The organism is Paenibacillus sp. J31R98, assembly GCF_056269245.1.
The window spans coordinates 730,156-752,174 of sequence record NZ_JBWDNO010000002.1 but is presented as its reverse complement, the minus strand read 5'-3'; the positions used below and the strand labels follow the sequence as shown (position 1 = coordinate 752,174).

20 protein-coding genes are annotated in these 22,019 nt (G+C 51.0%); 11 read left to right on the top strand and 9 right to left on the bottom strand.

Annotated features, from left to right (window positions below; genetic code table 11):
• Positions 1-11 precede the first annotated feature (11 nt).
• Positions 12-1,031: an ABC transporter permease gene (locus tag AC0YNX_RS12080; protein ID WP_475815919.1), complete on the bottom strand. Its 1,020-nt coding sequence runs from the start codon at positions 1,029-1,031 to the stop codon at positions 12-14.
• Complete coding sequence (locus AC0YNX_RS12075; protein ID WP_475815918.1) at positions 1,028-1,759, bottom strand: ABC transporter ATP-binding protein; 732 nt, start codon at positions 1,757-1,759, stop codon at positions 1,028-1,030. The genes AC0YNX_RS12080 and AC0YNX_RS12075 overlap by 4 nt, the downstream gene beginning before the upstream one ends.
• Positions 1,760-2,002: 243 nt before the next feature.
• On the opposite strand from AC0YNX_RS12075, the gene AC0YNX_RS12070 reads away from it, so the two are divergent.
• A complete protein-coding gene (locus AC0YNX_RS12070) occupies positions 2,003-5,008 on the top strand; it encodes an efflux RND transporter permease subunit (protein ID WP_475815917.1) in 3,006 nt (1,001 codons plus the stop codon).
• Between the two features lie 57 nt (positions 5,009-5,065).
• Here AC0YNX_RS12070 and AC0YNX_RS12065 read toward each other — a convergent pair whose 3' ends face one another.
• Positions 5,066-5,920 carry a phytanoyl-CoA dioxygenase family protein gene (locus AC0YNX_RS12065; protein WP_475815916.1) on the bottom strand — a complete coding sequence of 285 codons (855 nt, stop codon included), beginning with the start codon at positions 5,918-5,920 and terminating at the stop codon, positions 5,066-5,068.
• Positions 5,921-6,085: 165 nt separating this feature from the next.
• Here AC0YNX_RS12065 and AC0YNX_RS12060 point away from each other — a divergent pair, with 165 nt between their 5' ends.
• Positions 6,086-7,003 carry a helix-turn-helix domain-containing protein gene (locus AC0YNX_RS12060; RefSeq protein ID WP_475815915.1) on the top strand — a complete coding sequence of 306 codons (918 nt, stop codon included), beginning with the start codon at positions 6,086-6,088 and terminating at the stop codon, positions 7,001-7,003.
• A gap of 65 nt (positions 7,004-7,068) precedes the next feature.
• On the opposite strand, the gene AC0YNX_RS12055 is transcribed toward AC0YNX_RS12060, so the two are convergent.
• Positions 7,069-7,722 carry a YktB family protein gene (locus AC0YNX_RS12055; protein WP_475815914.1) on the bottom strand — a complete coding sequence of 218 codons (654 nt, stop codon included), beginning with the start codon at positions 7,720-7,722 and terminating at the stop codon, positions 7,069-7,071.
• Between the two features lie 138 nt (positions 7,723-7,860).
• Here AC0YNX_RS12055 and AC0YNX_RS12050 point away from each other — a divergent pair, with 138 nt between their 5' ends.
• On the top strand, positions 7,861-8,079 hold the full coding sequence (locus tag AC0YNX_RS12050; RefSeq protein WP_475815913.1) for a hypothetical protein: 219 nt from the start codon (positions 7,861-7,863) through the stop codon (positions 8,077-8,079).
• Between the two features lie 122 nt (positions 8,080-8,201).
• Positions 8,202-10,172 carry a stalk domain-containing protein gene (locus tag AC0YNX_RS12045; RefSeq protein ID WP_475815912.1) on the top strand — a complete coding sequence of 657 codons (1,971 nt, stop codon included), beginning with the start codon at positions 8,202-8,204 and terminating at the stop codon, positions 10,170-10,172.
• 130 nt (positions 10,173-10,302) lie between these two features.
• Here AC0YNX_RS12045 and AC0YNX_RS12040 read toward each other — a convergent pair whose 3' ends face one another.
• From AC0YNX_RS12040 to AC0YNX_RS12030, 3 genes are read right to left on the bottom strand one after another with little or no spacing between them, the layout of a single operon-like run.
• Positions 10,303-11,385 (bottom strand): Gfo/Idh/MocA family protein, encoded by a 1,083-nt coding sequence (locus tag AC0YNX_RS12040; RefSeq protein WP_475815911.1) that lies wholly within the window; start codon positions 11,383-11,385, stop codon positions 10,303-10,305.
• A 34-nt stretch (positions 11,386-11,419) separates the two neighbouring features.
• On the bottom strand, positions 11,420-12,349 hold the full coding sequence (locus tag AC0YNX_RS12035; protein WP_475815910.1) for an AraC family transcriptional regulator: 930 nt from the start codon (positions 12,347-12,349) through the stop codon (positions 11,420-11,422).
• Between the two features lie 33 nt (positions 12,350-12,382).
• Positions 12,383-13,375 carry a Gfo/Idh/MocA family protein gene (locus AC0YNX_RS12030; protein ID WP_475815909.1) on the bottom strand — a complete coding sequence of 331 codons (993 nt, stop codon included), beginning with the start codon at positions 13,373-13,375 and terminating at the stop codon, positions 12,383-12,385.
• Positions 13,376-13,617: 242 nt separating this feature from the next.
• Between AC0YNX_RS12030 and yidD the strand changes: the two genes are divergently transcribed.
• The 6 genes from yidD to AC0YNX_RS12000 all read left to right on the top strand — a co-directional run bounded on the left by yidD (position 13,618) and on the right by AC0YNX_RS12000 (position 19,731).
• Positions 13,618-13,896 (top strand): membrane protein insertion efficiency factor YidD, encoded by a 279-nt coding sequence (yidD, locus tag AC0YNX_RS12025; protein ID WP_475815908.1) that lies wholly within the window; start codon positions 13,618-13,620, stop codon positions 13,894-13,896.
• 384 nt (positions 13,897-14,280) lie between these two features.
• The gene (gene metG, locus AC0YNX_RS12020; protein WP_475815907.1) at positions 14,281-16,296 is read left to right on the top strand and encodes a methionine--tRNA ligase; all 2,016 of its coding nucleotides are present in this window, start codon (positions 14,281-14,283) and stop codon (positions 16,294-16,296) included.
• A 126-nt stretch (positions 16,297-16,422) separates the two neighbouring features.
• Positions 16,423-17,370, top strand: coding sequence for a metal ABC transporter substrate-binding protein (locus tag AC0YNX_RS12015; protein ID WP_475815906.1), 948 nt, complete (start codon positions 16,423-16,425; stop codon positions 17,368-17,370).
• A 17-nt stretch (positions 17,371-17,387) separates the two neighbouring features.
• On the top strand, positions 17,388-18,191 hold the full coding sequence (locus AC0YNX_RS12010; protein WP_475815905.1) for a metal ABC transporter ATP-binding protein: 804 nt from the start codon (positions 17,388-17,390) through the stop codon (positions 18,189-18,191).
• A 3-nt stretch (positions 18,192-18,194) separates the two neighbouring features.
• Positions 18,195-19,001: a metal ABC transporter permease gene (locus AC0YNX_RS12005; RefSeq protein WP_475815904.1), complete on the top strand. Its 807-nt coding sequence runs from the start codon at positions 18,195-18,197 to the stop codon at positions 18,999-19,001.
• A 16-nt stretch (positions 19,002-19,017) separates the two neighbouring features.
• A complete protein-coding gene (locus AC0YNX_RS12000; RefSeq protein ID WP_475815903.1) occupies positions 19,018-19,731 on the top strand; it encodes a cytochrome c biogenesis CcdA family protein in 714 nt (237 codons plus the stop codon).
• A 212-nt stretch (positions 19,732-19,943) separates the two neighbouring features.
• Here the strand turns inward: AC0YNX_RS12000 and splB are convergent, their stop codons facing one another.
• The gene (gene splB, locus AC0YNX_RS11995; RefSeq protein ID WP_475815902.1) at positions 19,944-21,047 is read right to left on the bottom strand and encodes a spore photoproduct lyase; all 1,104 of its coding nucleotides are present in this window, start codon (positions 21,045-21,047) and stop codon (positions 19,944-19,946) included.
• A gap of 174 nt (positions 21,048-21,221) precedes the next feature.
• Between splB and mntR the strand changes: the two genes are divergently transcribed.
• Positions 21,222-21,650: a transcriptional regulator MntR gene (gene mntR / locus AC0YNX_RS11990; RefSeq protein ID WP_475815901.1), complete on the top strand. Its 429-nt coding sequence runs from the start codon at positions 21,222-21,224 to the stop codon at positions 21,648-21,650.
• Between the two features lie 60 nt (positions 21,651-21,710).
• Here mntR and AC0YNX_RS11985 read toward each other — a convergent pair whose 3' ends face one another.
• Positions 21,711-22,001: a hypothetical protein gene (locus tag AC0YNX_RS11985; protein WP_475815900.1), complete on the bottom strand. Its 291-nt coding sequence runs from the start codon at positions 21,999-22,001 to the stop codon at positions 21,711-21,713.
• Positions 22,002-22,019: the final 18 nt, after the last annotated feature.

Here is a 22,019-nt window from a genome sequence, read left to right as displayed (position 1 = left end):
CCGGGCACTTGTTAAATCGAGCGATGCTTCTTCAGAGCAAGGACGTTCAGCAGCGCGAAGATGATCGAGAAGCCCAGCAGAACATAGATATCAACTTGAATGTCCGACCAGCTCTCGCCTCGAATCATAATACCTCTAAGTGCATCCGCCCCGTAATAGAGCGGCATAATGCGGCTCAGCTCCTGCAGCCATGGCGTCATCGATTCCAGGTTGAATAGACCGGAGAAGAACACCTGCGGGACAACGACGAGCGGGATGAATTGAATGATCTGAAACTCGTTGCTTGCAAAGGAGGAGAGCAGCGTGCCAAGCGTCAGCGCTGTTAGCGACAGCAGCAAATTCATCAGCAGCACAAGCCAGATGGAGCCGTCCATGTACAGTCCGAGCACATTAATGGCGTACCATGCGATAAGAGCGGCCTGCAGCAGCGTGAACAGGCCAAAGCCGGTTAAATAGCCGAGCACGACTTCGAATCTTCGAATGGGCGTTGCGAGCAGTCTTTCCAACGTACCGCTGGTCCGTTCGCGAAGGAACGAGACGCCTGCGAGCATGAACACGAAGAAGAACGAGAAGAAGCCGATCAGCACGGGGCCAAAATAGTCAAACGAAGCCATATCCGCAGCTCCGTGCAAATACGTGACAGCTGGTGCGACACCAGGCGCTTCGGCGCTCATCGTGCGCTGGAGGAGAAGCAGCACCATTTTGCTCGTGGATGGGTCGCTGCCTTCAAGCGTAATATCAGGCTTGCCGCCCGCAAGCGAGAGCACCGCATCCAAATCACCAGCCTTCAGAGCATCCTCCGCAGCTATCGAATCATCGAACTTGGTAACGGTCGCGTCTGAATCCGCTAATCTCTCAACGATTGCATTCGGTATCTGGACGACGCCGATATTCGGCTCTACAGAGTTGCCGTTAAAGACAAGCTTCATTAATGTAAGGATGAGCAGAGGAGCAAGGAACAGCAGCGCAAGTGTCCGCTTATCGCGAAGAAACTGTCGGATTATGCGAATGGCTAATGCACGGATTCTCATGCTCTGACACCTCCCCCGTAGACGATGAACGCTTCTTCGATCGTTGAAGTGCCGCTTCTCTCCTTAATTTCGGCAGGCGTGCCGATCGCGGTCAGCTTGCCGTCCCTGATCAACCCGAGCCGATCGCATTTCTCAGCTTCGTCCATGACATGTGTTGTCAAAATGATCGTCGTTCCGCGTTCGCGCATTGTACCGAGCTCGTGCCAGATAGATTGGCGGAGCACGGGGTCGATGCCGACAGTCGGCTCATCCAGAATGAGCAGCTCAGGTTCATGAAGCAGCGCCAGCGCTAGTGACAATCGGCGTTTCATCCCGCCGGAGTAAGCGGAGACCGTCTTATTCAGATCGTCCTGCAGGCCCACGATTGCCATTGCCTCCTGAATGCGGGTCGTGAGCCGCTTGCTCTTGAGCCCGAAGAGGGAGCCGAAGAATGTTAAATTCTCTTTGGCTGTCAGCTCATTGTAGAGCGCATCAGACTGTGCCATGTAGCCGAATCGCTGCAGCATGGCCAGCTTCGGCATCTGCTCGCCGAGCATGACGACGCTGCCGCCATCTGCCTTATCGATGCCTGTGATGAGCTTAATAAGCGTTGTTTTGCCTGAGCCTGATGGACCGAGAAGACCGAGAAGTTCTCCGCGCTCAACACCAAACGAGATATCGTCGAGAACGGTCTTGCTGCCGAAGCGGCGCGTAATGTTACGGACTTCCACGATTGGTAATGCAGACATGACGCAACACATCCTTGGAATGGAATAGTAGTAAAATGAGTGATTACTCACAACAATCATACTCTGAATTCCAAAAGCTGTAAAGTGAGTAATCACTCACTTCTTGCCTCAAGACGCATCCGCGCCTCCGTCTTAGGTCGGGGATAAAGACTGGTCTAGAGACGTTTACACATTACTAGTGAATTAGGTATTCTTTAACAAGGAGTTCTGAGAAGAACCATAGGAGAGGGGAAAAGAATAGCAATGCAATGGATTACCAAATGGGCTTTCAATAACAAAGCCGCAATGAAGCTAGTAGTGCTTATGGCACTCGTAATGGGGGTCATCAGTTATTACCGGCTTCCGATGGAGTTCCTGCCTGAAGCAGACAATCCGATGGTAACAATTGCCGCGATTGGGCCAGGCTATGATGCCAAATCAATGGAAACAGAAGTAACAGAGAAGATTGAAGAAGCGGTGCAATTCGTTAAAGGCAAGAGCTTGATGACTTCGTCATCCGGTAATGGCTTCTCGAAGATCGATCTTTCTTTTGACTCGAAAACAAATATGAAGGATGCGAAGGCAGAAGTAGAAGCAGCTGTTCGCTCCGTGCAGCTTCCTGAACGTGTTATGACACCTTATGTGGTGCAGTTCAACACTTCGATGATTCCAATTTCTTGGGTATCCATCAATCTTGACGGTATCAAAGAAGCAGACCGCGAGAAAGCGGAGAAGGACATTATCAACGCGTTCAAGAAAGTGGACGGCGCAGGCGATGTATCGCTCAGCGGCAAATCGACTCCTAACATTACAGTCACGCCAGATCCGGATAAGCTCGCTGCCAAAGGCGTACCGTTCCAAGCACTGATGGGCGTCCTGCAGAACCGCGGCACATCCGCATCCATCGGCGAGAAAACAATCGATGGCGCTTCCGGTAACATTAACGTAGAAGCATCAATTAACGATCTGGATACGCTGCGCAAGCTGCCGGTCGCTGACGGTGTCACACTGGGCGATGTCGCTACGGTTGAGCCGCAAAATCAACTGGAGAGCATCAGCAGCCTCGATGGCAAGAATGTGCTCATGCTTACAATCTCCAAGACCGCAGATGCCAATGCCGTTAAAGTCGGCGATGGCGTGAAAGAAGAAGTTGACCGCCTGAACAAAGATATGAAGGGCGTAGAAATTAAAGTGCTTTCGAGCACATCCGAGCAAGTTGTTCACTCTGTAAACTCAATGCTTCGCGAAGTATTGATGGGTGCGTTGTTCGCTACTATCGTTATCCTGCTGTTCATGCGTAACTTGCGTGCAACGCTCGTAACGATTGTATCGATCCCGCTTTCACTTGGTATTACATTGTATTTGCTGCAAATGTCCGGCATTACGCTGAACATCATTACACTCGGTGGTGTTGCCGTTGCAGTAGGTCGTCTTGTCGACGACAGTATCGTCGTTATCGAGAATATCTACCGCCGTTTGCAGAAAGAGCAATTCTCCGTTCAGCTCATTATGGATGCAACCAAGGAAGTGGCAACAGCCATCACTTCTTCGACACTTGTAACGGTAGCGGTATTCCTGCCGATGGGCTTGCTTCGCGGCTCGCTCCAAGCGTTCTTGCTTCCTTTTGCACTGACAGTTACGTATTCGCTTCTGGCTTCCTTGCTCGTTGCACTGACTGTTGTTCCAATTCTGAGCGCAGTGCTGCTGCGTAATACGAAGATGAAGGAACATGAAGGCTCCAAGCGTTTCTCGAACTTCCTGGCTTGGAACTTGCAGCACAAATGGGTGCCGCTCGTAGTCGCAGTTCTATTGTTAGGCGGTTCGATTGGCGCATACATGGCGATGCCGAAAGGCGCGCTGGACTCTTCAAGTGTTGAGAATTTGAACATTACGCTCGAGTATCCAAGCGAAACGCCGCATGACAAAGTTGTAGAAGAAGGCCGTAAGCTAGAGAAAATCATTAACAGCCGCGACGACATTGACTGGGCTCTGATGCAGAACGGCAACAGCTCGGACGGCGCGAAATACGGTGAAGTATCTTCACCGACCCTGGTTACGTTCCTTGTTGATATGAAAGCGGGCGCAGACGCCAACAAGACGATTGATGCAATTAAAGCAGAGCGACCGAATTTCCCAGGCGCTGACTTGAATGCTGGCGCAATGGATTTCGCAGGCGGCAGCAGCTCGACAACGATTACGATTGACGTAACAGGCGATGACCTTGAAGCGATTTCCAAGGGCGCTGATCAAGTGATCGCAGCCATCAAGCCTGTGAAAGACGTTATTAAAGTAAAGTCGAACCAAGAGCAGAAGAAACCGGTTTACACGTTCCAAATGGATCCGCTCAAATCCAAAGCCGGCGAAGTGGCACAGCAGCTGCAAGGCATGCTGAACCCGATGCCGATTGGTACGGTTAATGTAGATGGCCGCACGACTAGCGTCATTCTGCAGCCGATGTCTGATCCGAAGACAGAAGCTGATCTGAATAAGCTAACGATTATGACGGCAACAGGTCCAGCGCCGGTATCCTCGGTTGCTAAGATTGTGAAGTCCGAGCAAGCAAGCACGTTCTATCACAAAGACGGCAAGGCGTACGTTCGTGTAACAGCTGACGTCGAACCAAGCCAATTGTCGATTGTCGGCGCTGAAATTACGAAGAAAGTGAACGCGTTGAAAGCACCGGAAGGCGTCAAGTTTACTGTTGGCGGCGCTTCGGCAGACCAATCATCCGACTTCGCTGACCTTGGCATCATCATGCTGGTCGCTATCGGAATCGTTTACCTGATTATGGTAGTTACGTTCAAGACATTGCGTGCACCGCTTGCTATTCTGTGCTCGCTGCCGCTTGCAGCAATCGGCGCAGTGGTCGGCTTGATCGTATCGAATGTATCGCCTGACTTTACAGCGGTATTCGGGGCACTCATGCTTGTCGGTATCGTCGTAACGAACGCGATCGTACTCATCGACCGCGTGAAGCAGAACGAGCAGCATATGACGATCCGCGAAGCGCTGATCGAAGCTGCAACAACGCGTGCTCGTCCGATTCTGATGACAGCCATCGCAACAATCTCCGCGATGCTGCCGCTTGTATTCGGCTCTTCCGAGAGCGGAAGCATCGTATCGCAAAGCCTTGCGATCGTCGTAATCGGCGGTCTGGCAGCAGCAACATTGCTCACTTTGCTGATCATACCTTGTATTTACGAATTGTTCTTCTTCCGTAAATCGAAGCGCCAGCGCAGAGCAGCAGCTTCAGCTAGCCATGCAGCTTAATTGCAAATGAAAGAAGCCTTACGGCATTCCCCCAGGGGATTGGCCGTAAGGCTTTTTTTAATAGCTGCCTGCAGGGATAGATACCCACTTCGCAAGCCACTCTTCACAGCTCGTTTCCAGCTGGGGATTATGCGGACTACGTGCGATGAAGCCTTGCTTCATGCCGCTCTCTGTGGCGACAGCGGTCGCTTCATACCGAATGTCCATCGACCAGCGCACAGCATCCGAGCGGTTCGGCAGAGCGCGGTGGGGGAGCAGCTGCGTGAAGCACAGCACATCGCCGGGATCCATCTCGATGGAGAGGCCGGTCAGCTTGCTTGCGTCCTCGCGTTTCAGGCCGAGAAAATCGGTCTCGGCGTCAATCTCGCCATGCAGCAGCGTGGTGTCGAAGAATCCGGACGCCACTTGCAGGCAGCTGTTATGCTCGGTAACGCGCTGCAGCGGCATCCACATGGAGACAACATGCGTATGTTCAGCATCGCGATAATATTGCGCATCTTGATGCCAAGGGGTATCCGTCCACTTCTGATCCGGAAGCTTTGGCCGTGCGTTGAAGATACCGTGAACGGAGACATCCTCCGTTTTCAGCAGCTGGCTGGCAATATCGACGAGCACAGGTTCCTTCAGAAAGTGATACATCGGCTCGCCAATGAGATCGCGTCGTGGACTCCGGCCATATTTGGGCTTTCCGGCATCGCTCCATAGCTCTACGAGCCGATGCTGGAAATCGAGCTCATTACGCTTGTCTGTAATGAGTTGCTGATCGTACCATGAGTCGACGAGCTCATCGACCCATTTGCTAATGATATGCTCGGCACGGTCAAGCGCTTGCCGCGGTACAACCTGTCGCAGGACGATATAGTGATGCTGCCTATAGAACGTTAATTGTTCATCGGAAAGTCGCACTTGCATGAGAGCTTCGCTCCTTCGCTTTACTTGATAGCTTCATTGTAGCGCGGAGTATGCGGAAGGGGCTTTAGCGAAAACGCTTTCCGATTTGACCTTTTGTCGTTACTATGAGGATAGGAGAGCGCAAAATCGGCATATGAGTTGATCAAAACGAAGGAGAGAGGGAAGATGGAGGCGAACATCCCGTTTCAGTTTCATGCGATGAGAAGTTTGACCGCGCTGTATGACTGCCACTTTCAAGAGGTTGAGGCGGGCTGGTCCTATCAGCTGCACGAGCATAGCGGCTATGAGCTGCTGCACTGCGCCTATGGTCAAATTAACGAATGGATTCACGGCGAATCTGTTGTGCTGCATCAGGGAGATTGGCTATTCATCGGCCCGGGGGTGAAGCATAGCACCATTAACGAATCCTCTCAGCCATTTGCCTATTTCTCGGTGCACTTTGGCATCGATGATGCGGAGCTGACGAATGCGCTCAAGGAGCTGCATTTTGCCCATTTACCCTATAGCAAGGAACTGCTTCAATTACTAATCGCTAGTTTGTTTGAGATGCTGGCACTGAATGATACGGCCCACCGTGAGCGGGTAGGTGGGAGATTAATCATTGACCGTCTGCCTTCGATTGCTAGGCAAACCTTCATGCTGGCTGTGCAGCAGATTGTCGTTACCGCGCTTGAGACGGTGATTGTTGATGATGAGAGGCGAAACGCTGAGAGGCAGCAGCTCGGTCGCAAGAAGCTGCATGCTGCTGAAGTGGAGCTCGCGCACGGGATTCAGCAGAAGCTGCTTGAAGCGGTCTATTCAGCGGTGACGATTAACGAAATCGCGCAGCAGCATTTCATAAGCCGCAGCCACTGCAATGAAGTGTTCAAGAAAGTCTACGGCATCGCGCCAAAACATTTCCTAAGCCTCATGAAGCAGCGGGCAGCGGAAGAGCTGCTTCTGCATTCGAATGCGTCCGCAGGCGAGATTGGCGACAAGCTTGGCTTCACGTCGCTAAGCAGCTTCAGCCGTCAGTTCCGAAGGTGGACGATGAAATCGCCGCAGCAATTCCGGGAACGAGCGAGAACAATATCGGCACCATGACCGGTTGAATAAGTAAGGGCTGCCCATATCGACTTGATTGTCGGTAGAGGCAGCCCTTATTCGGATTAGAAAGACATTTTGTAGAGCGGGAGTACAGTTTGGAACGTTTCTTTCACTTTCAGGAGGAAAGCTTCGCCGTCCTTCAGGAGAGGGTCATTGCGGTCGATGATAATGCCGCAGAGCGCCTCGGATGCTTTCACCGAGCGGAGCCGCTGCAGCAGCGGCGCTAGCCCGTCACGGCCGAGCTCGCCTTGCGTATCGCCGCCTGGGACCATATGATTGCCTGACCACACATAGTCAGCAGGAATATGCTTCATAATGTCATCCATTTGCGCGAGCGCATGATCAGCGAACACTGATTTATTGTCTGATTCATAAATAATCGCGAATTGGACGAATAGATGGGAGCCGAACAGGCCGATTTGGAAATGCGGGAACATTTTGTAACCGCGCTTGCCTGGCGCGAAAGCGATCCACGTATCGTTCGGCGGATTAATCGTTCTGCGCGCGTGTTTGGCAACATGCGGGAACATCGGTTCTCCACACAGTTCCGTTAGCCAAGGAGAAAGCAGCTCGCCAAGCTCATTCAGCTTGGGGCGAATATGTTCGATTAATGCCTCCATCCGCGCTTCAAGGCCTGGAACGGCAAATACGTCAAAGTCATCCGCTGTAAAACCGTTGAAAGTGCGGATCTGTTCTGTAGCAGCTTGTGTCGTCATTGTACGAAATTCATTCCTTTCGGCGTTCAAGACAAACCTTTATTTGCCCCATTATAGCACATGTTTGCAATCCGCCGCTGATTCCGTTAGAGTCATCTCTAGTACAAGGAAACAGATGTTAGGAGAGGTCAAACAAATATGTGGCAGCAATTATGGTTTCTTGCGAATATGGTTTTTGTAACACTAGCAATCGTTTATTTATTTATTCATCGTTCCGTCTCGCAAGCGCGACACGAGAATGACGAGCAGAAGTTGTCGCGAATGCGCAAAATCCGCGTGATTATTGGGCTTTGCACCATTATTTCGTTCATCGTCATGGCATCATTTTTCCTTGTGAATATGCGAGTTAACGGATAAATAATCATCTAGCAGATGTGTCGAATACGTGTCTCTTTGTCAACTTTCGCAACTTTTTCAGTGTCAACAGCGTTTAACTGTGACATACAAAGCTGCAACAGTGGAGGAAAAGGAGACGCATAATGAAATTTTTGAAGTGGTTGCTCATTCTATCATTCTTAGTTATGCCTTTTGTTGCTACCGGTGGAACAGCGTCGGCACTTGGTTATTCAGATAAGCTGACACTGACAATTGGAAGCAAGAATATGAAGCATAATGGCTCATATACCAAGACAGCTCAGCCGGTTACGGCGATTAATGGAGTTTCGTTTATTCCATTCGCCTCGGTGGCCGCGGAATATGGTTACAAGATTTCGTATCATGCACAGACGAAAGAATCGATTGCAACAGGTGCGCTGCATACGTTGAAATTCAAGCTAAACAGTGCGGTCGCGAATGTAGATGGCTATAATGTGAAGCTGACTGGAGCCCCTTATATCTTGAACGGTTCACTTATGGTGCCGCTTCGTTCATGGGGGAACGTGACAGATAGCGCAATCGAGGTAGTAGGCAAGACGATAAACCTATCATGGAATACGGTCATCTTGCCGCAGCAGCCGAAAGCGAACTTTGCCGTGCAGCCTGCAGAGATTTACGCGGGACAAACGACAGTCAGTTATATTGACCGTTCTTACAATCCCGCGGATGCACCGTTCGTCGAAGACCGCTGGAATGGACGGATGGATGTATTCCCTGAACCAGGAACTTATACGATTACTAGACAGGTTGAAGATATTAACGGCATTTGGAGCGATCCGTACTCGGTGACGATTACTGTTAAGCCTGCAAACCAAGCGCCAGTAGCGAACTTTACGACAGAGAAGGCGACTTACCGCATTGGCGAAGAAGTGCTCTACACCGATTTGAGTACCGATGATGAGAATGCGATTGTTCGCCGGACATGGACAGGGAATGACAAAGTGTTCTTCGAACCTGGCGATAAGCAGGTAACGCTTGAGGTTGAGGACAAGCACGGCTTAGTGCACTCGGTCACGAAGACGGTAACGGTAACGAGCGAAGTGCTGTATACGAAGGACGAGTACTACAGGTTGTTCACGCCAGTTGGGGAGAAGTTCCCAATTGACAGCGGCGCCATGCTGGGTATGTCTTTATTGCCGTACACCTTCCACTCGGAGCAATCCCAGATGGTCCGCAGCAACAGCCCTGAAGCGCTGCTTCAAGAAGGCATCGTGTATCAGACGCAGCTGACAGGACAAGTGCGGTTCTTGTTCCATCATGTAAGCCGAATCAATTATCCGGTCAAAATGTATCTGCTCGCAACGAACAATAACAGCGTACCTGTTAATCTGGGCACAAGCTCGATCGGGCTTGGCGGACCTGACCCGTATGTAGAGAATACGGCGAAGATGTCGACGATCCGTTACCTTCAATCTCTCGTGAATAATCCATCACCAAGATGGATGACCATAAAGCCGGGAGAGACGAAGGAAGTGCTGCCCGAGCTGTCCAAGATTGCAATGAAGCCGCTCGATGTTCTTACGACCTATGCGGATCTTTACGCCGATAAGGAACTGCAGTTCAAGATCGTCGTTGTCGGATCGAATAAGAATGTGTTTACAGAGCTGCCGAATTTGTCGCAGCTGCCGCGTGACGGCAAACATGTTCGCGGTACGTTCAATAAAGCTGACCGTTCGATCGAAATACCGGATATACTAGGCAATACTGCGCAGTATATCAAGCTTGGCGATAAGACGATGGATACGTATTTGGACGGTATTGACGATACGACAGGCAACCTGGAATACAACATCGGTAATTTCGGCGTGTTATATCGGCTGAGTCTGCCGCATGTAGCGCCGCATACCCTTATCGCGCTTAATCCGAGAGGCGGTTATTACACGGGCGCCTTTATGGTTAACGGGCAGGTTGTTCCTGTAACCAATTCCAGCATATTGAAAGATAACAAGGAAGCGGCGGTGCTCTACCGTACAGGCGATAGCGAAGAATCGGTTGAAATCGTGTTCACTTTGTCTGCCGGAAGCAATCTTCCGCTCGCTATGATGTTCCTTCCGCTGCCTGGGGAACGCTGGTAATCTAGTAAATGAAATAGGCATGTTAGTAACGATAAAAAGGCCTTCATCGCCGATTGCTCTGCTCGATATGCTCGAGCAGAACGGCTGATGAAGGCCTTCTCTATGAATTGCTGGATGTGATCAATAAGTATTAATAAGGCAGCTTGATTTCAACTTCACGGCGTTGTTCTGCCGAACGGAGAACACCGTCGATGATTGCTTGTTGGATCAAGATTTGCTCGCCTGGAATTGGTGCTGGACGTCCTTCGCGAACCGCATCGACGAAGTCGCGCACTTTTTCGAAGAACAGATCTTTATTGTGTTCGATACCTGGAACCGGCGTGGAAGTTTGCTGACCCATGAAGTCATGGAAGAGCGTGATGTCGCCGACTTTGCCGTCCCATACACCAGACCAGTTGCCTTTGCCGAAAGGATTTACTTTCAGGCCAGCCTCAGAGCCAAGGAACATGGTCGAGCCGAGCGTATCCATATGCATTGCCCACGAAATCTTGAATTGAAGCACGAGATCATTCTCGAAGCGAACGAGCGCTACGCCGAAGTCTTCTACTTCAAACTGGCTTGCTTGCGAATGATGGATCGGGTTCGTGCCGAAATGGTTGCTCGTGAATGCGGAAACTGTCAATGGACGAGGGTAGCCAAGTGCATTGAGTGCCATGTCGAGCGAGTAGCAGCCGATATCAGCCATTGCGCCAGCGCCTGCAAGCGCTTTGCTAATGAATGTGCCGCCTGGCATACCGCGTCTGCGGCCGCCGCCTGTTTCAACATAGTACACTTTGCCGAGTTTGCCGGATTGAACGATGTCCCCAACAAGCTTCATGTTCGGGTCATAGCGAGGTTGGAAACCGATTGTAAGCATTTTGCCCGTTTCCTTGGAAGCTTGTACCATGTCGACTGCTTCGTCAAGCGTAACGGACATAGGCTTCTCCAGCAATACCTGTTTGCCAGCGCGGAGCGCGTCAACAGTCGTCACGTGATGGGACACGTTCGGCGTACAGATGCTGACGCCGTCAAGATCGAGCTCAAGCATTGCGCGATGGCTGTCAAATGCTTGTGCATCTGGAAGTGAAAGCGATTCCACGAATTGTTGCGCTTTGCCTGGGATAACGTCTGCCACGGCAACGATTTCCACGTCTGCAATTTGTTTGTACTGACGAACATGCGCGTGGGCGATACCGCCGCTACCGATAATACCAATGCGAATAGGCTTTGCCAATTTGAGTCATCTCCTCTTAAATGGTCGACTTGGATTAAGACGTGTGCTGGATGCGGAACTGCCTAGGTGTCATGTTGAAGCGTTTCTTGAACACATAGTACAAATAATTACTGCTGGCGAACCCATGCTCAAGGGCAATATGCTCAATTGAATGCTGGCCTTCAATAATGGCGGAGCATACCTGCGACAGGCGATAATTCTCCAGATAAGCGCTGAATGATTCTTCGCCCTGCTCGCGGAAGATCCGCTGTAGTTGACGGGCACTGATCGGAATGCGCTCGGCAACTTCCTGAAGCGTTAACGGCTGAGCGTAGTTATCGTGAATGAATTGCGTCGCAATCCGAAACCGATGCTCGTTCATATTGCGGGACGGCGGCTCAAAGGTGAGGCTAGGCTCTGAAGACATGCGTGATGCACGCAGCAAGATTTGTATAATGGCCTGCTTGATGGTCGAGAATGCCCCTGGTTGTCCCTCGTTCCAAGCACGATAGGCGGTTAGAAACCACGACATCGCATTATATTGATCGACATGCGGTCGTAGCGGCAAGCCATTGAGCGCATTCATGCAGCTTTCTGCTTCATGACGCTCCCATGGGTCGCCCCAGGCTGCTTCTTCCTCGCTTTCTTTAATCGGTACGATGTCAATATGGAGACAGAGTTCATCCATCGCTTCCCGCGAGTCCGCTTCTTGCTGATGCAGGACGTTCGGTCCTGTTAAGTAGAAGAGACCCTCGTGTAGAGGATAGACGGTGTCTTCCATAATGACGGTTCCCTTGCCCCGAGGAATAAAATGAAACTCATACTCCGAGTGCTTGTGAAACCGTACGATTTTGCCAGGAGAGAAGGTGGCGAGGTGGCATCGCAATACGCGAAAGCCATAGCCGCCCCAGCGGAACTGGATATCGAGCCTGTCGATTGCGTCGCCGCGTTCAGCCATCAATGAGTAAGCAAACGGTTTAGCCATGCATGTACCACCTCTCCTTCATCATGAAATCTATTAGTTCTTCAGTTCAGCGATCGTAACTTCGCGACGCTCTTTGTTCGAGATGTTCGCTGCTTCCATCAGCTTCGTGAGGTCAGCTGCAAGGCCAACGTTCTCAGTCGCTTCTGTGTTGTTCAAGATGTGGCCTACGAATTGGTTGAAGGCGATTTCGCGGTGATCCGGTTTCTCGATCTTAACCCACTCGTTGCCTTTCAATTGGCTGCTGCGAACGAGTACTTCATCGGATTCGAAGCCGTAGATCATTGTGCCTTCTGTGCCGTGTACTTCGAAGCAGAACGGCGAGTTAGGGTTCACGAAGCCAGCTTCTACGACGCCGAATGCGCCATTCTCGTAGCGAAGAGTAGCTACTGCGTTATCTTCAACATCCTTGCCAGTTACATAGCCATAAATCGCGTTCAGGCTTTGCGGCATGCCTAGGAACAGGCGAGTAAGGTACATTGGGTGGCAGCCAAGATCGATCAGCGCGCCGCCGCCGCATTGCTCCAGGTTGTAGAAGTGCTCTGGCAACCAGCCAGCAGTTGCGCCATTGTGGGACAGGCGAACGCGAGCTTGCGTCAATTGGCCGAGGTAGCCTTTAGCCAATACTTCTTGAGCTGCAAGCGTATAGTTATCATTAAGGCGCGGCAGGGATACAGTGAACTTCACGCCTGCTTCCTTAATAGCAGCAAGAATTTCGTTAACTTCTGCGTTTGTAGGCGCTACAACCTTCTCAGTGAAGATGTGCTTGCCAGCGCGAGCAGCCTTAACCATTACATCACGGTGAATATTTGTTGGTGTGTCAACAACAACTGCATCGATGTCAGTGCGAGCGAGAAGCTCGTCAAGGTCTGCGATGAAAGGTACGCCAAGCTTCTCTGCATCAGCTTGACCGCGGGCAGGGATCTCATCCCATACGGCTACGATCTCTGTGTTTGGATTGTCTTGTACGTTACGAGTGTAGTCCCAGGCATGAACATGCCAATAGCTAAGCATTGCTACGCGAATCATTAATGTATTCCTCCCAGAATAGCGGTTTTTTCGTGACCCATGTCGCGTGATCACAGTTTTTCATTCTCTAATTATGCGACATGTCCATACCGTAACACAATAGAAAACGCTTCATAATCCATTTCCATGACAAAAAAACTACAAAATTGCGACAAGTAGGATGTCGTGTGATCATAGTCTGCTCTAATGAATTGGCGTTATGCCGAATTTTCGACTATAGTTATGAGAGGAGGTGACCCGTCATGCGTCGTGTTATCAAAGCGCCGATTCATGTTTATCGCAAGTTTATATCGCCGCTTAAGCCGCCGACATGCCGGTTTTATCCTACCTGCTCGGAGTACGCGCTCGAAGCGATCGACAAGCATGGGCCGCTTAAGGGCAGCTGGCTTGCTGTCAGACGGATTAGCCGCTGTCATCCGTTTCATCCCGGGGGAGTAGATTTTGTCCCACCGACACGCAAGGAAATGCAGCAGCGACGGGCATCTGCCGCCCTTGACAGCGCTGCGGAGGATTCGGTATAGTTGATCGCAAGAGAACGATTTACCAATACCATCATTCGATGAACGGATAAGTACAGAAGTAATGGCCTTACCAGAGAGCCGGGGTAGCTGGAAACCGGCAAGGCGCAGCTTTTGGAAAATGGTCCCGGAGAATTCGTGTTCGAGCAGTCAGTCGTCATCAGGCTGATGCAAGGGCGCGGCGGCTGACACCGTTAACGGTCGTAACGTTCATTCGTATTTTCGGATGGACCTAATGAAGCTTTCTTAGGGACGTTATGCCATGACTGGCGAGCGGCTCTTGAGAGAGGAAATTGGGTGGTACCGCGTAAGCGACAAGCTTTCGTCCCATATGAGGATGAGGCTTTTTTTGTTTTTTTACAGACAATAGTTAAGGAGAAATGACCAATGAGCGAGAAGAAACCAGCCTTTTATATTACGACGCCGATCTATTATCCAAGCGATAAACTGCATATCGGCCATGCGTATACGACGGTTGCCGGCGATGCAATGGCGCGCTACAAGCGTCTGCGCGGCTATGATGTATGGTATTTGACCGGTACGGATGAGCACGGTCAGAAGATTGAGCGCAAGGCGCAAGAGAAGGGACAGACGCCGCAGCAGTTCGTTGACGATATTGTTGTCGGTATCAAGGAATTGTGGAAGAAGCTCGATATCTCGAACGACGACTTCATCCGCACGACGGAGCCCCGCCATAAAGAAGTGGTGGAGCAAATCTTCGATCAATTGCTTCAGCAAGGGGACATCTATAAAGGAAACTACGAAGGCTTGTATTGTACGCCATGCGAATCGTTCTTCTTGGAGCGCCAGCTCGTGAACGGCCATTGTCCGGATTGCGGACGCCCGGTTGAACTCGTCAAGGAAGAGAGCTACTTCTTCCGGATGAGCAAATATGCGGATCGCCTGCTGCAGTTCTACGAGGAGAATCCGGAGTTCATCCAGCCGGAATCCCGCAAGAACGAGATGGTCAACAACTTCATTAAGCCGGGTCTTGAGGATCTTGCTGTTTCCCGTACAACGTTCGATTGGGGCGTGAAGGTCAAGGGCGATCCGAAGCATGTCGTGTACGTATGGATCGACGCGTTGTCGAACTACATCACGGCGCTTGGCTACGGTTCGGGCGATACAAGCAAGTACGATCAATTCTGGCCAGCTGATGTACATCTGGTGGGCAAAGAAATCGTTCGCTTCCATACGATCTACTGGCCAATCATGCTGATGGCGCTTGGCCTGCCGCTGCCGAAGAAAGTGTTCGCGCATGGCTGGCTGCTCATGAAGGATGGCAAAATGTCCAAGTCCAAAGGCAACGTCGTTGATCCGGTTACGCTGATCGACCGTTACGGACTGGATGCGCTGCGTTATTACCTTCTTCGCGAAGTGCCGTTCGGCGCTGACGGTACGTTCACGCCAGAGAACTTCGTAGAGCGGATCAACTTCGATCTGGCGAACGACCTTGGCAATCTGCTGAACCGTACGGTTGCGATGATCGACAAGTATTTCGGCGGAGATATTCCTGCGTATGATGGCAATGTTACGGCATTCGACGAGACTCTCTCGAAGCTGGCTACAAGCACGATCGAGCAAGTGGAAGCGGCAATGGAGAAGATGGAATTCTCCGTAGCACTCACTTCGATCTGGCAACTAGTAAGCCGCACGAACAAATATATCGATGAAACGCAGCCTTGGGCGCTTGCGAAGAGCGAAGAGAAACGCGGAGAACTCGCTTCCGTTATGCACCATCTGGCGGAATCGCTGCGCATTATCTCCATTCTGCTGCAACCGTTCCTCACGAATGCGCCGCAGAAGATTCGGAAGCAGCTCGGCATTGAAGATGGCGCGCTGACGGCTTGGGAAAGCACGAAGCAGTTCGGCCAATTGCCTGGCGGCACGAAAGTGACGAAGGGCGACCCGATCTTCCCGCGTCTGGATGTACCGCTTGAGACAGAGTTCATCGCTGTGTCGATGGGCGGAGGCGCAGCTGTGGCAGCAGAAGCGGCAGAGGCTGCTGCCCCGGCAGCAGAGCAAGCAGAGGCAGCGCCAGCGGCTCCTGCAGCAGCACAAGCAGCTCCAGAGACGAAGGAGGAAATCTCCATCGACGAGTTTATGAAGGTGGAGCTTCGCGTCGCGCAAGTGCTGGCGGCAGAGCCGATACCGAAAGCCGACAAGCTGCTGAAGCTGCAACTTGACCTTGGCTTCGAGCAGCGCCAAGTCGTATCCGGCATCGCGAAGTTCTATACGCCGGAGCAGCTCGTAGGACGCAAGGTGATCTGCGTGGTGAACCTCAAGCCAGTGAAGCTGCGCGGCGAAATGTCGCAAGGCATGATCCTTGCCGCATCACACGGCGATCAGCTGACGCTTGCAACTGTACCTGAAGATATGCCGAATGGCGCAATTGTGAAATAAGCATGAACGTACGCCGCCGGGGCTTAATGCTCCGGCGGTTTCATATTGACACTGTATTTTTCAGTCTATATAATCTAATTGTAATCTTTACGATTATCAATATGATAGATAGAGGTGCTAAGGTTCATGTTTATTCAGCGTTCTATAGGCAAATTCGCCCTGTCAGCCGCGATGCTGGCTTTTTTCATTGTTATGCTCACCGGCTGCGCGTCTTCCGGGAAAGGAAAACTCGTAGAAGGCAAAACGAATGTCGTTACAAGTTTCTATCCACTCTATTTTTTAGCTCAACAGATAGGTGGAGAGAGCGCGAATGTAATTAATATGATTCCGGCTGGCGTAGAGCCGCATGATTGGAGTCCGAAGAGCCGCGACCTGGATACAGCCGCGAAAGCGCAGCTGTTCCTCTATAACGGAGCAGGACTTGAAGGCTGGGTGGATGACTTTCTGCAAGGATTGCCTAGCGATTCGAAGCTGATTACCGTTGAAGTAAGCCAAGGGATCAACAAGATCTCCGGTAATCCCGAAGAAGGTGAAGACTCCGCGGATGCGAAGCATGTAGATCCGCACACATGGGTGAGCCCGAAGTCGATGATGATTATGGCTGACACGGTGCTGAAGAACTTCTTGAAAGCTGATCCCGCACATAAAGATGTTTATACTGCAAACTATGACAAGCTCGAGCAGCAGCTTAAAGTATTGGATCAGGAATATACGGACGCTCTTTCAAAGACTACTCGTAAGGATATCGTTACATCCCATCAAGCGTTCGGCTATCTCGCAAGGGATTATGGACTGAAACAAGTGGCTATAATGGGGTTGTCGCCTGATGCAGAGCCGAAGGCGCAGGATTTGCTCCGCATTACGAAGTTCGTGAAGGATAACGGTGTCAAATATATTTTCTTCGAAGAGCTTGTATCCGATGAACTCGCGAAGACGCTTGCGAATGAAGCAGGCGTAAGCACGATGGTGCTGAACCCGCTTGAAGGGCTGACTCCGGAGCAGGAGAAGAAGGGTGAAGACTACTTCTCTCTCATGAGAGCGAATTTGCAAAATCTAGTCCAAGCCTTACAATAGAAAGAAGGAAAAAACGGATGCTCCACAAACAGCAAGATTCCACATCCTTGAACTGCCACAAGTCAATCATCGAGCTGGAAAATGTATCTTTCGCTTATAACCAGAAGCCGGTTGTCAATCACGTCAATTTCACGGTGCAGGAGCGGGACTTTGTCGGTTTGATCGGATCGAACGGAGCCGGCAAGACGACTCTGCTTCGTATGATCGTCGGCTTGCTGCCGCCAACAAGCGGTACAGTTAAGCTGTTCGGCGAGCCGATCGAGCAGTTCCGCAGCTGGAATTTGATCGGATACGTCCCACAGAAAAACTCGTTCAATCCGTTGTTTCCAGCGACCGTCCGCGAGGTTGTTCTCTCCGGTCTGTACAGCCGCAACAAGCTGTTCAAGCGCGTGACGAAGGCGGACGGCATCAAGTGCGACGAGGCGCTTCACGCGATGAAGATCGAGGATTTAGCGGGCAAGCGGATTGGAGAATTGTCCGGCGGGCAGCAGCAGCGGGCTTTTCTCGCCCGGGCGCTAATCAACAATCCGGCGCTGCTCATTCTCGATGAGCCGACCGTCGGCATCGACTCGGAGACGCAGGAAGGCTTCTTCCATCTCATCAAGCATATGCATCAGCATCATAATATTACGTTTCTGATGGTGTCGCATGATATGGAGATGATTCGGTCTTACCTCGGCGAGCAGCCGAAGCAGGAATCCGGCAAAATCAAGTTCTATGTGAAACACTCGCATGATCTGGAAGATTGCGTGGAGACGAATTTAACGCACAGCTTGCGAGAGCTGCGCCATTCGATGGAACGAGGGAAAGTGGGCGTATAGGATTTGGATATTATTACGACGGAATTTTTTCAGAGGGCGCTGATCGGCGGCATTCTGATTGGGATTACGGCTCCGCTCATGGGGCTGTTTCTTGTCTTGCGAAGACTTTCGATGATCGGGGATACGCTCGCGCACGTCTCGATTGCAGGCGTTGCGCTGGGGTTCTTGATCGGTGTATATCCGGTCGTGATGGGGCTCATCTTCGCGCTTGCGGCTACATTCGCCATTGAGAAGCTGCGCAAAGCGTATAAGACATATGCGGAGCTGTCGATTGCGATCATCATGTCAGGCGGCGTAGCGCTTGCTTCGCTTCTGTTCACGATGGGAAAAGGCTTCAACGTGAGTGTCAGCGGTTACTTGTTCGGCAGTATCTATACGCTGGATACGACGGATTTGGTTCTGATTGGAGTCGTGACGGTGGTTGTGCTGCTATCGGTAGGCTTGCATGCCAAAGAGCTGTTCCTGCTTACGTTCGATGAAGATGCCGCGGCTGTTAGCGGCTTGCCAACGCGTTTCTTTAACTTTATGATTAGTGTGCTTACAGCACTCGTAATTAGTGTTTCTATCAAAATCGTAGGTGCGCTCCTTGTGTCGGCACTACTTACAATTCCTGCTGCATGCAGCCTCGTAATCGCCAGGAGCTTCAGGCAGTCCGTTATTACTGTTGTTGTCATTGCGGAGTTGGCTGTTATTGCCGGGTTGCTCGCAGCGGGCGTGTGGAACTTGGCGCCAGGCGGCACCATCGTCATGCTCTTAATTGTAATTTTACTGCTGCTGCTTTCGGTTCGCCGGAGACTTAGCGCAGGTTGAAAGTGAAGGTGACATCATGTCTGATGTAACGGTTTGGGCTGCGTTCGGCGCGGGGATTGCTTCATTCGTTTCCCCTTGCTGCTTGCCGCTCTATCCATCGTACTTGTCGTACATAACAGGCGTCTCTGTCAGTGATTTGAAGAGCGAGAATCCCAGCCGCGAAGTGCGAATGCGGACGATGAGCCATACGCTGTTCTTTATTCTTGGTTTCTCGATCGTGTATTACACGCTTGGCTATGGAACGAATGCGTTCGCTGAGCAGTTCTCCAAATATCAAGATTTGATCAGGCAATTATCCGCTGTCCTAATTATTCTAATGGGCTTCATCCTGATGGGGCTGATCCAACCTAAGTTATTGCTTCGTGAGTTCAAAATGCCGCTAAGAATGAAACGCTCCGGCTATCTAGCCTCGTTCATCTTCGGCATCGGCTTCTCGGCAGGCTGGTCGCCATGTACCGGTCCGATTCTGGCGAGCATTCTGCTCATGGCCGCATCGGAGCCGGGCACATGGTTTGAGCTGACGACGGCTTACGCTCTTGGCTTCGCCATTCCATTCTTCGTACTGGCCTTCTTCATCGGCTCAACGAGATGGATCGTCCGCTATTCCAGCATTATGATGAAGATCGGCGGCGCAGGCATGCTCATTATGGGCGTCCTTCTGTTCACCGACAAGATGACTCAGATCACAATTTGGCTAAACTCCATCACTCCAGAGTGGTTGAAGTTCTAAAAGTCTTGTTCTTCGTCATTGGTCTTGATCTTAATGTTAACGGAACTTATTCAATAGTGAGCGAAAGTGAAAGTTTGTGACCGGAGAGTCTACGTGCCGCCTTTGATGAGGTGTCCTAACCTTAAAGTCTTATCACAAGGACACCGAATCAACAGCGGCCGCAGGCACAACTTTCACTGAAGCGAATGCCCTTGAACTTTTAAGTGGAGTCTTTAAGTGAAGTATTCAATTTTTGCATCCTCAAAATGCTCAAAGATGCGCTCCGAGATGAACATCCGGAGCGCTTCTGCTTGTTCATCGGGGTAGACATACTTGCCTTGCCCCCAGCGGCCCCATTTGTACTTGCGCTTCTCAATATCCATCTCAAGCTTCGTGCGAGGATATCGCTTCTCGATGACATTCTTGGCTGTCTTCGTGAAGCGATGCTGAATAAGCTCGAACGTAAGCCCGGTTGACGCGTCCTTCGGCAATGCCGTCGCCAATGAAGAGAGCAGCTCGGCATAGCCTTCCTGCCAGCCATCGTGCCAGATGATCGGCGCGATAATAAAGCCGAGCGGATAGCCTGCGCGGGCGATCTTGGCGGCAGCGTCAATGCGGTCCTCGAAGCGTGACGTGGCAGGCTCGAAGTTCTTGATTACATACTTGGCATTCACGCTGAAGCGAACGCGGGTATGCCCATTATGCTTAATGTCGAGCAGTGAATCGACATAATGAAACTTCGTCACAAACCGCAGACGGCCGTATTCTTGATCGGCCATGAAGGTAATCAACTCCTGCAAACTGCCGGTTATCGGCTCAAGCCCGACGGGGTCGGAGGTACAGGCTGCCTCGAACCGGGTAATCTCGGGGATACGCTCGTCGATGTACCCTTTTGCCGCTTGCATGATTTCATCGGTATTCACATACACCCGTATATAAGGCTTTGCACCGAGTGTCGTCTGCAAGTAGCAATAATGGCAATGCCCCATGCAGCCTGTTGCGATCGGTATGGCATATTCCGCCGATGGCTTCGAAGTGTCGAACTTCAATGTTTTGCGAATGCCAACAACAAGCGTGCGCTTGGCGATTTTGTATTGCTCCAATTCGGATTCGCCGGGCAGGTTCGTGATTCGGTTATGGGAAGTCGTCATTCGGTAGGGGATATCCAGCGACTTGACCCATTCCATAATGCGTTGTCCTTTTGGATAATCAAGTGCGGAAGGTTCAAAATAAACAAGCTCTGGAATGAATGAATCATGAACGGATTTCCGAGCCGCAGGTCTTTCAAGTAAGGTGGTGCTCAAGGTGGAAGCTCCCTCCTTCGGATCATTGGACATACCTCTAGTTTGCTGGTGTAAGCGCAGGATCAAACATGGAAAGTTCAGTCGGACAGGTTGCGGCACCTATAGAAGGCAGTGTAGAATACTAAGAGTAAAGTGATGGTTAGCACAATTTAGCACTAGTCGAACAATCCTAACGTACGGGATGACGGTGAATGGAGGAACGAGCAAATGCCTACTCCGAGTATGGAGGATTATTTGGAACGAATTTATAAATTGATTGATGAGAAGGGCTACGCCCGTGTATCAGATATCGCTGAAGGGCTTGAGGTTCATCCCTCTTCGGTAACGAAGATGATCCAGAAGCTGGATAAAGATCATTATTTGATCTATGAGAAGTATCGGGGGCTCGTGCTCACGAACAAAGGGAAGAAGATGGGCAAGCGGCTTGTTGAGCGCCATCATCTGCTGGAATCGTTTCTTACTGTAATCGGTGTACAGGAAGAGAATATCTATAAAGACGTCGAAGGCATTGAACATCACTTGAGCTGGGATTCGATTACTTGCATCGAGACGCTCGTGGAGTTCTTCCGCAGAGAGCCGGCGCGGCTGGAGGAATTCCGGTCGATTCATGCCGAGCTGAATAGCGATAACTTATAAATCATACGAAAGGGGCATCCCTCAGCTACGGCTGAAGGATGCCCCTTATTAATTGCGTTGTTAATGATACTTAGGTAAGTTGTCGTCATCCTTGCCGCCTTCAATGACGCGGAAAGGCATGTGCTTGCGCTGCTTGCTCTTAGCTGGCTGTTCTTTGCGGGACTGCGTCTTGTAACGCGGCTTTGCTTTCGTTCTGGCGCCGCCTGGCGGGAACTTATAAAGCAAATAGATGACGCCGAACACAACAACCGGAATGAGAAGCTGATAGGGATTGCTGATCGTTTGCGATACGATGCCGATGACGATGAGCACAAGGATGACGATGGACAACAGACTCATTTTACGAGGCATAGTTCTCACCCTTCCTTC

What these genes read in the sequence shown, in the direction of transcription:
- AC0YNX_RS12080 (WP_475815919.1), bottom strand. Translation starts at nt 1,031, where the DNA reads ATGAGAATCCGTGCATTAGCCATTCGCATAATCCGACAGTTTCTTCGC.
- AC0YNX_RS12075 (WP_475815918.1), bottom strand. Translation starts at nt 1,759, where the DNA reads ATGTCTGCATTACCAATCGTGGAAGTCCGTAACATTACGCGCCGCTTC.
- AC0YNX_RS12070 (WP_475815917.1), top strand. Translation starts at nt 2,003, where the DNA reads ATGCAATGGATTACCAAATGGGCTTTCAATAACAAAGCCGCAATGAAG.
- AC0YNX_RS12065 (WP_475815916.1), bottom strand. Translation starts at nt 5,920, where the DNA reads ATGCAAGTGCGACTTTCCGATGAACAATTAACGTTCTATAGGCAGCAT.
- AC0YNX_RS12060 (WP_475815915.1), top strand. Translation starts at nt 6,086, where the DNA reads ATGGAGGCGAACATCCCGTTTCAGTTTCATGCGATGAGAAGTTTGACC.
- AC0YNX_RS12055 (WP_475815914.1), bottom strand. Translation starts at nt 7,722, where the DNA reads ATGACGACACAAGCTGCTACAGAACAGATCCGCACTTTCAACGGTTTT.
- AC0YNX_RS12050 (WP_475815913.1), top strand. Translation starts at nt 7,861, where the DNA reads ATGTGGCAGCAATTATGGTTTCTTGCGAATATGGTTTTTGTAACACTA.
- AC0YNX_RS12045 (WP_475815912.1), top strand. Translation starts at nt 8,202, where the DNA reads ATGAAATTTTTGAAGTGGTTGCTCATTCTATCATTCTTAGTTATGCCT.
- AC0YNX_RS12035 (WP_475815910.1), bottom strand. Translation starts at nt 12,349, where the DNA reads ATGGCTAAACCGTTTGCTTACTCATTGATGGCTGAACGCGGCGACGCA.
- AC0YNX_RS12030 (WP_475815909.1), bottom strand. Translation starts at nt 13,375, where the DNA reads ATGATTCGCGTAGCAATGCTTAGCTATTGGCATGTTCATGCCTGGGAC.
- yidD (WP_475815908.1), top strand. Translation starts at nt 13,618, where the DNA reads ATGCGTCGTGTTATCAAAGCGCCGATTCATGTTTATCGCAAGTTTATA.
- metG (WP_475815907.1), top strand. Translation starts at nt 14,281, where the DNA reads ATGAGCGAGAAGAAACCAGCCTTTTATATTACGACGCCGATCTATTAT.
- AC0YNX_RS12015 (WP_475815906.1), top strand. Translation starts at nt 16,423, where the DNA reads ATGTTTATTCAGCGTTCTATAGGCAAATTCGCCCTGTCAGCCGCGATG.
- AC0YNX_RS12010 (WP_475815905.1), top strand. Translation starts at nt 17,388, where the DNA reads ATGCTCCACAAACAGCAAGATTCCACATCCTTGAACTGCCACAAGTCA.
- AC0YNX_RS12000 (WP_475815903.1), top strand. Translation starts at nt 19,018, where the DNA reads ATGTCTGATGTAACGGTTTGGGCTGCGTTCGGCGCGGGGATTGCTTCA.
- splB (WP_475815902.1), bottom strand. Translation starts at nt 21,047, where the DNA reads ATGTCCAATGATCCGAAGGAGGGAGCTTCCACCTTGAGCACCACCTTA.
- mntR (WP_475815901.1), top strand. Translation starts at nt 21,222, where the DNA reads ATGCCTACTCCGAGTATGGAGGATTATTTGGAACGAATTTATAAATTG.
- AC0YNX_RS11985 (WP_475815900.1), bottom strand. Translation starts at nt 22,001, where the DNA reads ATGCCTCGTAAAATGAGTCTGTTGTCCATCGTCATCCTTGTGCTCATC.